This window comes from Corynebacterium sp. c7Ub_26, from assembly GCF_053760365.1.
This window is the reverse complement of record NZ_JBSNBL010000003.1, coordinates 337,903-353,067: the sequence shown is the minus strand read 5'-3', so window position 1 is coordinate 353,067 and position 15,165 is coordinate 337,903. Positions and strand designations below refer to the sequence as shown.

Here is a 15,165-nt window from a genome sequence, read left to right as displayed (position 1 = left end):
CGCGGTGAGCGAGTACAGAATGATGACAAACGGCTGGAGGAAAACAGGTGAATAACGTGGGTACAACAGTCAACAGTGGCGCATCAAACAGCGGCGTATCGGGGGAGAAGCAGCAGAACGCACCCCGCGGACGGCTGATTCTTTTCCGCCACGGGCAGACGACATCCAACCTCATCACCGCTCTCGATACCGCTGTGCCTGGCGCCGATTTAACGTCAATGGGTGTTGAGCAGGCTTTTACCGGTGGCGAGCGAATTGTTGCCGACGGCACCCTCTCCGGAGTAGGTGAGGTGCAGGAAGGTGATGCCCCACCGGGCTCACCGCGCCCGGAAGACCGCCCGGTTTGCCGCGCAAGGGATGGTGAACCAGGGCGCGTCGGTGTTTACCGCGTCGCCGTCGACAGATGGTGTGAAGACCGTTCCCATCACGGCGGAGCTGGATGATCCCACTGTGCCGACGGCGATCCCGGGTTTGACCGAGGTCACCGCCGGTGATCTGGAAATGAACACCGACATGGAGTCGATACACACGTACCGCTACACCCAGTTGCAGTGGTCGTCGGGAAAGATGGATATGCGCATGCCCGGTGGGCAGTCCGGGTGGGAAACACGCCGTCGCTTCCTGGAGGGCATTACCCCGATGCTGCCGCTCCTTGTCCCCGGTGCGGTGGGGTCGGATATGAGTACGCCGAGTGATCTTATCGTGGTCGTTCACGGTTCGGTGATGCGCTTTATCGCTGGTCAGTTGGCCGGTGTGGAGGCCCATTTCGTGCAGGACGGCTATGTGCCGAATTGTCGGTGGATTGTGTTGGATTCCCCGGCATCGCTGGACCTGGCTGCGGCATCGGATTCAGACGTTGATCAGTCGTGCGGTTCGTGGCGGGTGAAGCAGTGGGCGTGGTTGCCGGGTGATCGTGTCCGGCTGAAGGGGTCTGCCCAGTAACGGTCAGTAACAGGTGGGACCAGTGATAGCTAGGTAGCTACGCTGCGGGTTGGGTGTGCCGTTAGTATTGCCGGTATGCGGATTCTCGTCGTCGATAATTATGACAGTTTTGTATACAACCTTGTGCAGTACATCGGGCAGCTGGGGGAGACGTGCACGGTGTGGCGTAACGACGACGACCGTTTGGTGGATTCCGCGGAGGATCGGGCCGCGGGCCGGTCGGTTGTTCAACGTTTCGACGGCGTGTTGATTTCGCCGGGGCCGGGGACTCCGTCGGCGGCAGGTCAGTCGATTCCGCTGATCAAAGCATGTATCCGCCATGAGATCCCGATGTTGGGTGTGTGTTTGGGGCATCAGGCGTTGGCCGAGGCTTTGGGCGGTTCGGTTGTCCGTGCGGACGAGTTGTTGCACGGGAAGTCGTCGCCGGTGTGGCATGACGGTACGGGTGTGATGCGTGGTTTGCCGGATCCCGTGACGGTGACGCGATATCACTCGCTGACGGTAGATGAGGCGTCGCTGCCGGAGGAGTTGGTGGTGACCGGTCGGTCGGATTCGGGGATGGTGATGTCCATGCGGCATGCGTCGCTGCCTTTGCATGGTGTGCAGTTCCACCCGGAGTCGATCATGACGAGCTGCGGCCATCGTATTGTGGCGAATTGGATGGGATGCGCTGGTTTCCCTGTCGACGAGGAACGCGTGCGTGAGCTGGAGAATCGGCATAACGCCGTCTTGTCGGGGCTGTAGGTCGCGTGAAAGTGACCAGGCAAGGTTTTTCCTCAACCTGGTCCTGGTTGTGGCGAATTAGTGAACCGTACATGCGGTTGTGCACTAATTCACCAACCCCCGTTTTATGGCAGGAGGCTAAATGAGCCGACGCCGACGTCGATCGTGGAGTCTTTGTCGACGGCCTGACCAGCGGGGATCGACTGAGTCATGATCTCGTTGATTTTGGTGAGGTCATTCGTCTTTTGATCGTGGGTGGTCAGCCGGGTGGTCCCACCGGTCCATCCAGCCGAGCGGAGCGCGGATAGCGCCTGGCTCGTGCTTTGCCCGACGAGGTTGGGCATGGTCAGCTGGTTGCCGCGGGAGACCTGAAGTTCGATCGTCGCTCCCTTGGGCATCTGGTTGCCTTCGTTGGCGGTGCGGAGCACTGTGCCTTCAGGGCGGGTGGAATCGACTTCGGTGACCGTCACTTTGAACCCGGCACCTTCGAGGTTGCCGCGGGCGTCGTCGATGGATTGACCAGTGACGACGGGAACTCGGACGCGTTCCGGCCCAGTGGACACCGTGATGGTCACACTACTTCCCTTGGCGACGTGGGAACCCGATGCCGGCGTTTGCTCGATGATGCGGCCGGAGGGCACGCTGTCCGATGGCGCCTCTTTCACCGTTTGGTCGAGAACGAGCCCGGCTTCTTGAAGCAGCCGCGAAGCCTCCTGTGTGTCCTTCCCCGTCAGGTTCGGTACGTCAGTTTGCTCTTTTCCGGTGGAAATCGTGAGCGTGACCTGGGTGCCCTTGGGCACTTGTGATCCCGCCGCTGGGCTCGTGTCAATAGCGTGGCCCTTTTCGACGTCGGCATTAGACGCTTCCCGCGTTTTCACCTTGAACCCCGCGTCTTCGAGCTTGGCGATCGCGTCATCCTCAGTGAGGTTCCGAACGTCGGGGATACTTATCTTCTTGTTGTCGTTAGTGTCGACGTGGGGGAGGCTGCTGTTCGTCGTGTTGTCGTGGTAGTAGGACCATGCGACGGCCCCACCGATTCCGAGGACGGCCAGGATAACGAGCGTCCAGATGATCCGTATCCATGTGGACAGTGCGCTGCGTTTCTTTTTGCCCTGCTCGGAGTGCCTGCTGGCGTGTTTGCTGCCGGAGTTCCGCGTGGTGGTCTCGCTCCCTGCGGGTGCGACAGCCGCGTGTGCTCCTTGCGCTTGGCCGGGTGCGTCTGACGGGCCGGGTTGGGCTGCGTGGGCACCTTGGGTGGCCGCACTGTGCGCGCCGCTTCCCGCTGCGTCGGCTACTCCAGCTCCTCCCGCGGCACCAGCAGCGGGCATGACAGTGGTCGCGACGTTACTGGGATCGTTCTGGTGCGGCACCGGGCTATATGGGTTCGTCCGATGCTGTGCGGCCAGCGGTGTGCGGTGGCTAGCCAGGCGTCGAAGGTCGTCGGCGAAATCGGCGGCATCGTCATAGCGGTCGGCCGGGTCCTTCGCCATAGCTGTCATGATGACGGCGTCGACGTTGGTGGCAGTGGTCGGGTTAAGGCTGATGCCGTCGACGTGCGACGGCGGTACCGGTGTGCTTTGCACGTGTTGATACGCGACGGAGAAGGGCGACTCGCCCTGGAAGGGCGGTCGCCCCGTGATGAGTTCGTAGAGCACGCACCCGCTGGCGTAGATGTCAGATCGTGGGTCGGCGGAGTGCCCGCGCGCCTGCTCGGGAGAGAGGTATTGCGCTGTTCCGATGACGGCGGCGGTTTGCGTCATGGAGGAGGTCGCGTCGCCAAGCGCCCGCGCGATGCCGAAGTCCATAACTTTGACGGACCCGGTGGCCGTAATCATGATGTTGGCGGGCTTGATATCGCGGTGGACGATGCCCGCTTCGTGGGAGAAGTGGAGCGCGTCGGCGACGTCGGCCATGACGGTGGCGGCGTACTCGGGATCGAGGGCGCCGTCTTCGCGGATGATGTCCCGCAGGGTGCGTCCGCGGACGCGTTCCATGACAATGTAAGGAACAGAACCGTCAGCTTCGCTTGTTTGCCCGGTGTCGTAGACGGCGACGATGGCGTGATGGTTGAGCTTGGCGGCATTGAGCGCTTCGCGGCGGAATCGTTCGAGGAACGTGGTGTCGCGCGCGAGGTCGGGCCGCATCATTTTCACGGCGACGTCGCGTCCGAGGAGGGTGTCGGTGCCGGCGTAGACGTCGGACATTCCTCCTGTGCCGATGATTTCGGAAAGTGTGTATCGGCCCCCTAGTAGGGTGTTTGAATCCATCGTTTAGACCCCGCTCCGAGCGTTATTTCCGTTACTGGTTCCGTTGTGGGAGCTGTGGCCTTGCCCGGTGGTTCCTCCTGTCCCGGTTCCCCCGTTGATGGCGGAGTTCTGTTGGTTGGTGTTGCCGGATCCGCTGTTGCCGCCGTTGCTGTTTCCGCGGCTGCCGTTGTTTCCTGCGTTGCCGGACCCGTTGTTGGCGCCCCCGTTGGAGTTATTCCCGCCGGTGTTCGTGTTACCGGAGTTGCCGTCGGTGGTTCCGTTGTTTCCGTTTCCACCTGTGGTGTCGTTGTCGGTACCGGGGGTGTCGTTTGTCCCCTGGTCTCCGGTTTCGGTCGGTTGGACGGGCCGGGTCTCGGTGCCAGGGTTGGTTTGTTGTTCAGTATTGGTCCGCTGGGGCGGCTGGTAGGTCTCCGCTGGCGCGGTGTCATTGTCGTCGTTCTCACCAGGGACGACGGTGGTGATGACGCTGGTAACTGTCGCGCCAGTTTCGTCGCGCCCGCCATCGCGGTGAACGCCGAAAGCCATCCACGCACCGATAGCGACGACGATGAGGACGAGGAGCCCGATGAGCGTCCAGAGCCACCGCGTGGCCTTGGAGTTGTTGTTCTTGTTGGACGCCGCGCCTTTGTTGGTGTTCCGGGCAGGGCCTTGTCCACGATTGGGCGTGCCACCAGGGCGGTGGGTAGCGGCCGCTGCCGCGCCGGGAGCTGCAGCATTCTGCTGTGCTACGGGGCTGACACGTGTGCCATCGGAGGGCCCACGGTTGGTAGCCGCTCCGCCGAGGGACGGATGGACAGTGCCGCCGGGTTGCGGCGCTGGCCCCTGGACCTTGGGGGCAGGGGTTTGAGGTTGTTCGGTGACTTGCGCAATGGATTCGCCAGGCGCTGTAGGCGAGACGAATTGCGCGGTCGGCTGAGGCTCACCATTGGTCGCGAACATGGCGGTGGGGGCGTCAGGCCCGCCGGGGGTCACCATGCCGTCTTGGTTGATTTGTTGATGAAGCGTTTCAGGCAGTGGCGGCATGTCGCCGTTGCGAACATGGGCGACGGCCAGGGTGAGTTCGGCACCATTGGCGTACCGTGCGCGCGGGTCCTTGCCCAGCGCCGTCGCAATGAGCTCGCGGGTGTTCCGCCCGATGCTCTCAGGCAGGGCAGGCGGCGTCGTGTTGATATGCGCGATGGCGACGGACACGGTGGAGTCGCCACGGAAGGGCCGCTGGCCGGTCAGCATTTCGTAGCCTACGACACCGAGCGAGTAAATATCGCTGGCAGGCCCCACTTTCATCCCTTGGGCTTGTTCAGGGGAGACGTATTGCGCGGTGCCAACCACCATGCCGGTCCGCGTGAGCGGCACCGCTTCGGCGGCTTTGGCGATGCCGAAGTCCGCAACTTTGACGGTGCCGTCGGGTGTGATGAGCAGGTTGCCGGGTTTGATATCGCGGTGAACCATGCCGGCAGCGTGAATGGCCTGAAGCCCGAGCGCGCTTTGTTGCAGCACGTCGAGCGCAAGTTTTTCGGGAAGTTTCTTTTCGCGCGCGAGGACGTCGGCAAGCGATTCGCCACGCACGTATTCCATGATGATGAAGCAGAAAGTCAGCCCGGCATCGAGAACTTCGCGGTAGGCGTGGGTGTGAACGACATTGGGGCTGTCGATGAGCGATGACGCGTTGGCTTCGTTCCGGAAGCGTTCGCGGAACTCAGTGTTGTCGGTGTACTCGGGTTTGAGGACTTTGATGGCGACGGGGTCGCCGGTGTCGTTGTCGGTGGCGAGCCACACGGTGGACATGCCGCCTCGGCCGATGATCCAGTTGAGGCGGTAGTGGGTTCCTACGAGACGTTGAACGCGCTCAATGTCTGATCGATCCGGTTGGAGATCGTTGTCATTGGTCATGTTTTACACCCCGTCCTTGAGTGCCTGGGCGATGACGGCGCGGCCGATGGGGGCTGCGACGGATCCGCCCGTTGCTGCTTGTCCTCGGTCACCACCATTTTCGACGACGACGGCCACGGCGACGTCGGCGTTCTGGGAGGGACCGAAGGCGACGTACCAGGCGTGTGGTTTGGAGGACCGTGAGTTTTCGCCGTGTTCGGCGGTACCGGTCTTGGATGCGATGTCGGCGCCGGCGTACCCGCTGGTCCCTTTTTCGGATCCGATCATGAGCTGCGTGATGCGGTTCGCGATGTCTTCGTTGATCGCGGTATTGACTTGTTCAGGTTTTGTGGTCTTGATGGGCTTGAGGCTGGAGTCGGTGATTTGTTTGACCAGGTAGGGCTTCATCCTCTTGCCCTTGTTGGCAATCGTGGCAGCGATGATGGCGTCCTGCAACGGTGTGATGGACACGTCCCGCTGTCCGATGGAGGACTGTGCCAGTGACGGTTGGTCAGCGATCTCGCCGACGGTGGACGTCTGGACGGGGAGCCCGAATCCATCCGCGGTCTCACCCACGCCGAACGCTTTAGCGGTCTTCTTGAATTGTTCGGTGCCCGCGGCCATGCCGAGCTGGGCGAACGTCGTGTTACAGGACAGCGTGAACGCGGTGGACAGCGTGGTCACGGAGCCACTTCCGCACCGTTCGCCGTCGTAGTTCTCCATGGTCGTGTAGCTATCCGGCAGTGTGATCTGCGGTTCCGCGGTGACCGTGGTGTTGGCGTTGACGTTGTTCTTCTCCATGGCAGCGGCCGTGGTGATCAGCTTGAACGTCGATCCGGGCGGGAGCGTCTGCTGCGTCGCGTGGTTGAGCAGCGGTGATTCCGGGTTGTTGTTGAGAGCAGCCCAGTTTTGCTGTGCTTCCTCCGCGTTGGAAGTCACGATGCTGCGCGGGTCGTAGCCAGGGGTGGACGCCAGCGCGAGTACCTCACCAGTGGATGGCCGAAGCGCGACGACAGCACCGGTGTAGCCACGGCTGGTCATGGCGTCATAGGCGACGCGCTGCGTCTTGGGGTCGATGGTGAGCTCGACATTGGCACCCTCGGTTTCCTTACCCGTGAGGGTGTCGGTGAACCGTTTGGTGAACAGGGAGTCGTCGGTGCCGTTGAGGATGTTGTTCTGGCTGGCCTCGATACCTGCTGTCCCGTACCGGTCAGAAAGGTAGCCTTCGACGGGCCCGAACGCGTCGGGGTCGCTGACGTATTCGCGGTTGTACATGTCGTTAGCGCCCTTGACGGAGTGTGCCAGGATTTCGCCCCCGGCGCTGATCTGTCCGCGTTGGCGTGACTTCATGTCGTAGTACTGGCGTCGGTCAAGCGAGTTCTTGGCCAGGCGGTCGGTCTGGAACCCCTGAATCCAGGTGAGGTTGGCCACCATGGCGACAACGAGGAGGAGGCAGAAGATGGTGACTGCGCGGATGGACCGGTTCACTGTTGTGCCTCCTTCTGGTTGGTGCTGGCTTGCTGGTTGGTTTTACGGTTCGGTGTCGCGGCTGACCCGCTAACGCTAGCTGGTTGTCGCGCGGAATTGGAAATGCGCAGGATGATGGCCAGCAGCATGTAGTTGGCAAGGAGCGACGATCCACCGTGTGCGACGAATGGCGTCGTCAGTCCCGTCATTGGCAGTAGTCGTGAAATCCCGCCGACGACGACGAACACTTGGATCGCGATGGTGAGCGAGAGCCCAGAGGCGACGAGTTTGCCGTAGGTGTCGCGTGTCTTGAGCGCTGTTTTCATGCCTCTGGTGACGAAGATGGCGTAGAGAACGATGAGCGCGGAGATCCCCACGAGGCCGAGTTCCTCACCAATAGCTGCGAGGATGAAGTCGGAGTGCGCGACGGGTACCTCTTCGGGGTATCCGCGTCCAAGTCCGGTGCCGGTGATCCCACCCCACGACAGGCCGAAGAGCGCTTGCGAGAGCTGGTATCCGCCTTCGTTGTAGTGGCTGATGGGGTCGATGAAGTTATCAACGCGTGTCTGGATCTTGGCGGAGATGTTGTAGATCCCGACGGCACCGATGGCGGCCAGCCCGAGCCCGATAATGATCCATGACGGCCGCGAGGTGGCGATATAGAGCATACCGAGCACGGTTCCGAAGAGGAGGAGTGCTGGGCCGAAGTCGTTTTCGCCGGCCATGATGACGAGGGCGATTCCCCACACGACGAGGATGGGGCCGAGGTCGCGCAGCCGCGGGAATCTCATTCCCAGGAATTTGGTGCCGGCGACGTTGAACAGCGCTCGCTTTGTGGTGAGGAGTGAGGCGAAGAACAGCAGGAGCAGGATCTTCGAGAACTCTCCGGGCTGGATGGAGAACGGCCCGATTTGCACCCACACGTTGGCGTCCGCATTGAGGCTGGTGGGCCACACCATGGGGACGGCCATGAAAATCAGACCAGCGATACCGAGCAGGAATGAGTAGTCCTGGAGGGATCGGTGGTCGCGAAGTCCGACGATGACGGCGACCATCATGGCGACGCCGATCACTGTCCACATGATCTGTGAGCGGACAAGGTTATTTCCCGTGGCCAGGTCCAACCGGTAAATCATGACGAGGCCGATGGCGTTGAGCAGCGCCGCGACGGGAAGCATGATCTGGTCGGAGTAGGGCGCTTTCCACAGGATCACGAGGTGGGCGACGGTGAAGATGATGATGAACCCGCCGAGGAGGTAGGCAACATCCGTGGTCAGCGGGTGGTTAGCCGCGATTTCTACGGCGATGACCGCCAAAGCGAGGATCGCGGTGACGGCCAGCAGCAGCCCGAGCTCGATCCAGCGCCGCGACCGTTTGGGCCGCGCAGTGGGTCCTGTGTTGTCGGTTGCCTGCCCGGTTGTTGTCGCTGGGTACGCAACGGCGTTTCCCGCCGTCGATGGGTGTGAATAGGTCATTTATTTCACCTCCCGGCATGTGTCACCAGGTGTGGTGAGGTCGCCGGGTTGCCCGTTGGCGGTATCTCCCGAGGCGTTGTTGGCTGCGGATTCCCGAGTGCTGGGGGCGCCGGGTGCGGGTTCGCCGCTGGTGGCTGCGTCGGAGGGCGCATGTGGCTCGTCACTGCGGTCGTCGCGTGCTGCGTCGGGGTTATCGGCGTTTCCGTGCGACGATTCGCGGGTCACACATACAGGGAGCGCTTGCTTAGCTAGCCGCTCCATTTGGGTTTGGACGTCGTTGTAGTCCCCCGATGGCAGATTGTCGACGTTGGTCCGCGTCGATGGCGGAAGATCGGTCAGCTGGAAGCGGTGGCATTTCTTAGTGGAGTTCGCGTCCAGCAGCGTGAGGTTGCCCTTGGCATCCAAACATGCGCGTTGGTACGTGCTGTGGAGTGTTTTCCCAAGGATTGTTTCGTCGGCACCTTTATAGACGACAAGTTCGTTGTTGTCGGTGGCGATGTAATAGCGGTTATCTAGCGTTTTCTTCGCCCACCATCCGCCGGCACCGATGATGACGGCGAGGATAAGACCAATGACGCCCACCGTCAGACCGATGCGACGCCCTTTCTTATTGTGTTGCTCGTGGTTATGGCCGTGCCCTCCGGCGACGGCTGAACCGTGTGCGGAGTCAGCGCGATCCCCCGTGCCACTTGCAGGATCAGCGAGGTCACCCCGCGATGCCTGCGCTCCTCCGTTACTGGAGGTTCCACCGTTGTCGGGCGACGCCGGTTGCGATCCGGACCGCCCCCCAGGATTTCGTTGTGCCTGGGCTTCTTTGTTCTGTTGTATGAGCTTCATGCCGACGGCACGGCCGGCGGCGGTATCGGGCCGGGCGACGTCGGTCTGTTCCGGATCGAGCGCGCCGACGAGGAGGGGCGTTGCCGGGGTGTAGTCGTCGTCGCTGGTGTTGACGATCTCTCCGAGGACGACGGTGACGTTATCGGGCCCGCCGCTGCGGAGGGCGAGGTCGATAAGGCGCTCGGCAGCTTGTTCGAGCGTGCCGCGGGAGACGATATCCGCGATGGTGTCGTGGCTGACGGGGTCGGAGAGGCCGTCGGAGCACAGGAGGTATCGGTCGCCGGGGCGGACGTCGCGGAGCATCAGGGTGGGCTCCACGGGCCGGCCTGTCAGCGCTTTCAGGATGAGGGAGCGCTGCGGGTGGTTGGAGACGTCTTCGGGCGCCAGCTGGCCTTCGTCGACAAGAGATTGGACGTAGGTGTCGTCTTTGGTGATTTGCTCTAGTTGCCCGTCGCGGTAGAGGTATCCGCGTGAGTCGCCAACGTGGCAGATGGCGAGGGTGTCGTCGTTGAAGAAGAAGGCGTCGAGGGTGCACCCCATGCCTTCGGTGGCGGGGTTGATGTCGATTTGGTTGGCGATCGCGGTGTTGCCTTCGGCCATCGCGTCGGCCAGCTGTCCGCACATGTCGTCGCCAGGTCCAACATCGTCGACGTGGGCGATGTGGGAAATCATGAGCTGGGAGGCTATTTCTCCCGCCGCATGTCCACCCATGCCATCGGCCAGTGCCAGCAGGTGGGGGCCGGCGTAGGCCGAGTCTTCGTTATTTCCGCGGATCAGTCCTACGTGCGATGCGGCCGCGTAGGTCAGGGCATATGTCATCTAATGATCCCTTCCTACTGCACGTGCAGTGTGGTTCGGCCGACGCGGATGGCATCTCCGCGGGTGAGGGTTTCTAGCTGGTCGATGCGTTGCTCGTTGAGATATGTCCCGTTGCGCGATTCTAGGTCTTCCACGAACCAGTCGTTCCCGTTCTGGATGAACCGTGCGTGACGGGATGAAGCGTAGTCGTCGCTGAGGACAAGTGTGCATGATGATGCCCGTCCGACGAACACTTCGGATTGCGACGTCAGGTCGATCATTTGTCCTCTCTGGGGCCCGTTGGTCACGACGAGTTCTGGGAGCGGGGCCTTATTTCGCTGGTTCCGTCTGCCGTCGGAGTTGGGGGCGACGGTGGGGTCAGGCCCGCTTTGGGGCGCTGCTACGGCGGGTGCCGCGAGTACGGTGGCTGAGGGTGTAGCCGAATCCCGTTTGAGGGCGCGCAGGGTAAGCGCGATAAAGAGCCAGAGCAGGATGAGGATGGCTAGTTTAACGAGAAACAACACCGTGCTTTGCATGGTGGGCATCCTCCTTGGTTGTGCAGCAGCATCGGTCGTGGCTCCATGTGTGCCAGCTGGATAGTGAGCTTACAGGTACACCTGGACATCCCACCGATTCAAGTCGTGCCCTACTTTACCTTCTTTGGTGTACCCGCGCGCCAACCCCGCAGCATAAAGCCCGTGTTTGTAGAGGTGCGGTAAAGCTTTTCGACGGTGTTGGCGTCGGTATTCACACCACTATCGACGACGGTACCGCCGCTGAGTTTGATCTGCGTCGGCCTAATTTTCTCACGCGGACGCGGCCTCTGAGTTCTCACTCCGGCTTTACGTCCGTGGTCCTACTTCTGAGGCGTGTTGATTCGCACCTCTATATAAGAGTGTCCGACGGTGATGACGTCTCCGTCGGCCAGCAGCCAGTTGTCGATCGGGGTGTCGTTGACGGTGGTGCCGTTCGTGGAATGCAGATCCACCAGGACGGCTTCTTTCCCGTCCCACACGAGTTCGGCATGTCGCCGCGAAACACCGGTATCGGGGAGGCGGAAATCCACCTGATTGCCACGCCCGATGATATTTGATCCCTCGTGTACGTGGTATGTCCGGGAGGACCCATCTTGAAGTAAGAGGGTGACGACAGCTTGTTCGCTTGCCTGTCCGCTTACCGACGCCTGTCCTGGGGCATAACCGCCGTTGTCCTGCGCATTCGGCGCTGCTGCGGCATCGGCGGGGGAGACGTGCCCTGTTCCGGGGGCGGGGTTAGCAGTGTCGGCGGCGTCAGCAACTTCGGACCACGCTTGTGCATGGCGGTAACTGTCATAGTCGACGCTGTGAGGGTAGCCGGATTGTCCCTCTGGCTGTCCGGCCTGCCCCGGCTGTTCCTGGTTGGAGGAGTTGTTGTGTTGTGATGCGTAGACCTCGGTGGGCGGGCTCACTGGCCGCGCATCCTGGTGCTCCGACACGGAGGAGTGGCACTTGAGCTGGCCTGTGTGCAGGCCTTTGTCGCTTTTGAGGTCCACAGTGACGGCTTCGTACGTGCGCCATCCTTCGTTGCGGATGAAGCGTCCGAGCAGGTCAGAGAGGTCGAAGTTCAGGTCCGGATCGGCGTCGTTAATTTTGTCTAAGTCTTTTCCTGCGAGGTAAACGACGTACCGGTCGGGGGCATATAGAGTGCCGTGGGGTCCATAAACCAAGGAATCCTCGGCCTCTTGCTTCAAGAGTTCCTCAATTTCGGCAGGGACGACGGATCCGCCGAAGACGCGTGCGAATCCATTATCCATGCCGCGTTGCAGGGAGCTATCGAGCTTTCGGAAACGCCCGAGCACATCCATATGAACTAGGACACCTTTCTTGGCATCGCGCGAAACGTCAGGGCTGCACTTATGTGCGGCTGGTAGCAAACAATGTGTGGTCAGCCGCCATTCTTCCCTGATCCGCGATCGTTCGTGATGTGACCGTGGTGCTATCTACGCTATGCCATTCGAGAGAAGTTCAGGTCATTATACGAATTTCTTTCGTAAATACATAGGAGAGCAGCGTACTACGCACAGATTTTTCGTCGAGTTCGATCACTATCGACGGGATTGTGTGCGATATGAGTAAGTAATGTATGAGATATGAAGCCGATATATTAAGAGGTATAGAGGTGTTTTCGGCGGGTTCGTGGACTAGTTTGTGGACTTTTGTAAGGCTGTGACCTGCTTTTTTGTTTTCGACGTGGGACGTCGTGCTAAGCTGACGTGCGTTGTTTCGGGCGAGTGGCGGAATGGCAGACGCGCTGGCTTCAGGTGCCAGTGTCCTTTACGGACGTGGGGGTTCAAGTCCCCCTTCGCCCACAACTTCATCGTGAGTGTTAGCCCCCGTTGGTTGTGATTCTACAAGGGGTTTCGACCGACGGGGGCTTTCGCATTCTTCCTCTTCCGCCACATCGGGGAAGTAGCAGGAGTTGGTGTGGCCGGAATCCTGGAGGGTTGTGAGTTTGTGACTAACCGTAAGTACGCCCCGGAGGAGATAAAGGCTCCCTCTATAAGGTTTGATCAGCCCCAGTAGGTCATCAAAGCTATATGGGCGCTGGGCTATCCCGGCCGCTGGAGCCTGGAGATATCCTTTTCCTTTGATGTTGACGAGCTCAAACGGCAACTAGCCAGGCTCACTGTCGAAAAGGCTCTAGTCGATAAGGAGCCCGTACTAGTAAATAAGATGCCAGCCTCACTCCCGGCGAGCTGAGTAATCGGCATACGACGCGAGCCACTCGACGCGTTACGATCGTTTCTGCCGTTAAAAATTCTACCGTTAAAAATGCTGCTGGATGCTGCGGGTTTGGCGCACTTGAGTTTTTACTATCAGCTCCAGGCGCCTTGCTGGCCGGATAAGTATGCCGGACTACGCCAGGTCGTGACCGAGCACGCCCGCCGTTCCTGGTTTACCTATGGGTACCGCAGGCTGAAGTATTCACTGGCCCGTGACGGTGTCGTCGGTATTGAGCCTTAATGCGGTGATTGCTGTGGCTACGGCTTCTGCATCTTCACGGCGATGTGCCTGTCCGAAAATGTCGTATTTAGGGATGGTGACAAGCCACCATTCTCCATCCGGTTCAACTGGTGCATAAACGTGCGTTGTTATTATTTTTTATCTCCACTGTGCCGGCGTAGTAACAATGTTTGTGATAACACCTCCTTTGATTCCGCTCGGTCAGTATTTCCTCTGTTATTCCACTTCTCCGACGGAAATGCGTAGCGGGGGTTACCCTGGCGGTTAGACCTACGAGTGACCATCAACTGACTTGTGACAATCAATATGAAAGGCGTCGTTGTGTCTATTGATCCGAAAGAGCTGATAGCGAAAACTCCCACCCAGTTGTTTATTAATGGAAAGTGGGTTGATTCGTCTAGCTCAGAGACGTTTGATGTTGAGAACCCTGCTACCGGTGAGGTCATCGCAACGGTGGCTAGTGCGACAGGCGATGATGCCATTAAGGCTCTTGACGCGGCATCCGATGTTCAATACGAGTGGTCGCATACGTCGACCCGTGAGCGCAGCTCAATACTGAAAAAGGCGTTTGACCTGGTTCAAGAGAACTCTGAGGAATTAGCCACGTTGATGACGCTGGAAATGGGGAAGCCTCTGGCGGAATCCCGCGGTGAGGTCACTTACGGCGGGGAGTTCCTCCGTTGGTTCTCCGAGGAGGCGAACCGCATCGGCGGTCAATATTCCACGAGTCCGGAGGGCACTCTACGGTTCCTGGTTTCTCGCCGCCCCGTGGGGCCGTGTTTCCTCATTACTCCGTGGAATTTCCCGCTCGCGATGGGCACCCGCAAGATCGGCCCAGCGCTGGCTGCCGGCTGTACCGTCGTGTTGAAGCCCGCGCGTCTGACACCTCTCACCTCGCTCTACTTCATCGAGCTGTTGCGTCAGGCCGGCGTGCCGGATGGCGTCGTTAATGTGGTGCCGTCGAAATCCGCGTCCTCCGTGTCGGAGCCGATCATGAATGATTCGTGCTTGCGCAAGATGTCGTTCACCGGTTCGACCGGCGTCGGTAAGTACCTGCTCGAGGCTGCCTCCAAGAACGTGTTGCGCACTTCGATGGAGCTGGGTGGCAACGCTCCGTTTGTCGTTTTTGACGACGCCGATCTGAACAAGGCCGTTGAGGGCGCGATGGCTGCAAAGATGCGGAACATGGGGGAGGCGTGCACGGCTGCGAACCGGTTTATCGTGCATGAGTCGGTGGCCGAGGAGTTCTCGAGGAAGCTGGCCGAGGCAATGGGCCACCTGACGTGCGGAAATGGGTTGGATGAGGGCACAACGTGTGGCCCTCTGATTGAGAAGAAAGCCCTGGATAACGTAGCCGCTTTAGTCGATGATGCTCAAGGGAAGGGCGCGAAGGTGCTCTGTGGCGGCGAGCCTCTCGGAGGCAAGGGCTATTTCTATAAGCCGACGGTGCTGTACCCCGTTCCAACCGATGCGCGAGTATTTCGCGAGGAAATCTTCGGGCCCGTCGCCCCGATTACGACATTCTCTACGGAAAGTGAGGCACTTGAGTTAGCCAATGATACCGAGTACGGATTGTCCTCCTATTTATTTACGACGAATGTCCAGCGCGCGCTGCGGTTCTCGGAGGACCTCGAGGCTGGAATGGCCGGGTTGAATGTAGGAGTGTTGTCCAACGCTGCGGCTCCATTTGGTGGCGTGAAGCAGTCCGGCCTGGGCCGCGAAGGCGGAAACGCCGGCATCGAGGAGTACCAGGAGGTTCGCTATATCGCGATGCCGACGGAGTAG

General features: G+C 60.4%; 12 protein-coding genes and 1 tRNA gene. 5 read left to right on the top strand and 8 right to left on the bottom strand.

Going from position 1 to position 15,165, the window contains the following annotated elements:
• Positions 1 to 47 precede the first annotated feature (47 nt).
• The 3 genes from ACWORE_RS07255 (at position 48) to ACWORE_RS07245 (ending at position 1,686) form a co-directional block, all read left to right on the top strand.
• Positions 48 to 443, top strand: a complete 396-nt coding sequence (locus tag ACWORE_RS07255; RefSeq protein ID WP_455303298.1) for a histidine phosphatase family protein — start codon at positions 48 to 50, stop codon at positions 441 to 443.
• Complete coding sequence (locus ACWORE_RS07250) at positions 358 to 942, top strand: histidine phosphatase family protein (protein ID WP_455303297.1); 585 nt, start codon at positions 358 to 360, stop codon at positions 940 to 942. The genes ACWORE_RS07255 and ACWORE_RS07250 overlap by 86 nt, the downstream gene beginning before the upstream one ends.
• A 75-nt stretch (positions 943 to 1,017) precedes the next feature.
• Positions 1,018 to 1,686 (top strand): aminodeoxychorismate/anthranilate synthase component II, encoded by a 669-nt coding sequence (locus ACWORE_RS07245; RefSeq protein ID WP_455303296.1) that lies wholly within the window; start codon positions 1,018 to 1,020, stop codon positions 1,684 to 1,686.
• A 104-nt stretch (positions 1,687 to 1,790) separates the two neighbouring features.
• Here the strand turns inward: ACWORE_RS07245 and pknB are convergent, their stop codons facing one another.
• The 8 genes from pknB to ACWORE_RS07205 form a co-directional block, all read right to left on the bottom strand.
• Entirely contained in the window at positions 1,791 to 3,932 is a 2,142-nt protein-coding gene (pknB, locus tag ACWORE_RS07240) for a Stk1 family PASTA domain-containing Ser/Thr kinase (protein ID WP_455303295.1), read from the bottom strand.
• A 3-nt stretch (positions 3,933 to 3,935) separates the two neighbouring features.
• On the bottom strand, positions 3,936 to 5,822 hold the full coding sequence (locus tag ACWORE_RS07235; RefSeq protein ID WP_455303294.1) for a protein kinase domain-containing protein: 1,887 nt from the start codon (positions 5,820 to 5,822) through the stop codon (positions 3,936 to 3,938).
• 3 nt (positions 5,823 to 5,825) lie between these two features.
• Positions 5,826 to 7,289: a penicillin-binding transpeptidase domain-containing protein gene (locus tag ACWORE_RS07230; protein WP_455303293.1), complete on the bottom strand. Its 1,464-nt coding sequence runs from the start codon at positions 7,287 to 7,289 to the stop codon at positions 5,826 to 5,828.
• Positions 7,286 to 8,743, bottom strand: a complete 1,458-nt coding sequence (locus ACWORE_RS07225; protein WP_406605398.1) for an FtsW/RodA/SpoVE family cell cycle protein — start codon at positions 8,741 to 8,743, stop codon at positions 7,286 to 7,288. The genes ACWORE_RS07230 and ACWORE_RS07225 overlap by 4 nt, the downstream gene beginning before the upstream one ends.
• Entirely contained in the window at positions 8,744 to 10,399 is a 1,656-nt protein-coding gene (locus ACWORE_RS07220) for a PP2C family protein-serine/threonine phosphatase (RefSeq protein WP_455303292.1), read from the bottom strand.
• A 14-nt stretch (positions 10,400 to 10,413) separates the two neighbouring features.
• Positions 10,414 to 10,923 (bottom strand): FHA domain-containing protein FhaB/FipA, encoded by a 510-nt coding sequence (locus ACWORE_RS07215; protein WP_448234736.1) that lies wholly within the window; start codon positions 10,921 to 10,923, stop codon positions 10,414 to 10,416.
• A gap of 101 nt (positions 10,924 to 11,024) precedes the next feature.
• A complete protein-coding gene (locus ACWORE_RS07210; protein ID WP_406605401.1) occupies positions 11,025 to 11,213 on the bottom strand; it encodes a hypothetical protein in 189 nt (62 codons plus the stop codon).
• Between the two features lie 21 nt (positions 11,214 to 11,234).
• Positions 11,235 to 12,221, bottom strand: coding sequence for a DUF3662 and FHA domain-containing protein (locus ACWORE_RS07205; RefSeq protein WP_455303291.1), 987 nt, complete (start codon positions 12,219 to 12,221; stop codon positions 11,235 to 11,237).
• Between the two features lie 420 nt (positions 12,222 to 12,641).
• Here ACWORE_RS07205 and ACWORE_RS07200 point away from each other — a divergent pair.
• Positions 12,642 to 12,725: transfer RNA gene (locus ACWORE_RS07200), tRNA-Leu, on the top strand.
• A 961-nt stretch (positions 12,726 to 13,686) separates the two neighbouring features.
• Positions 13,687 to 15,165, top strand: coding sequence for an NAD-dependent succinate-semialdehyde dehydrogenase (locus ACWORE_RS07195; RefSeq protein WP_455303363.1), 1,479 nt, complete (start codon positions 13,687 to 13,689; stop codon positions 15,163 to 15,165).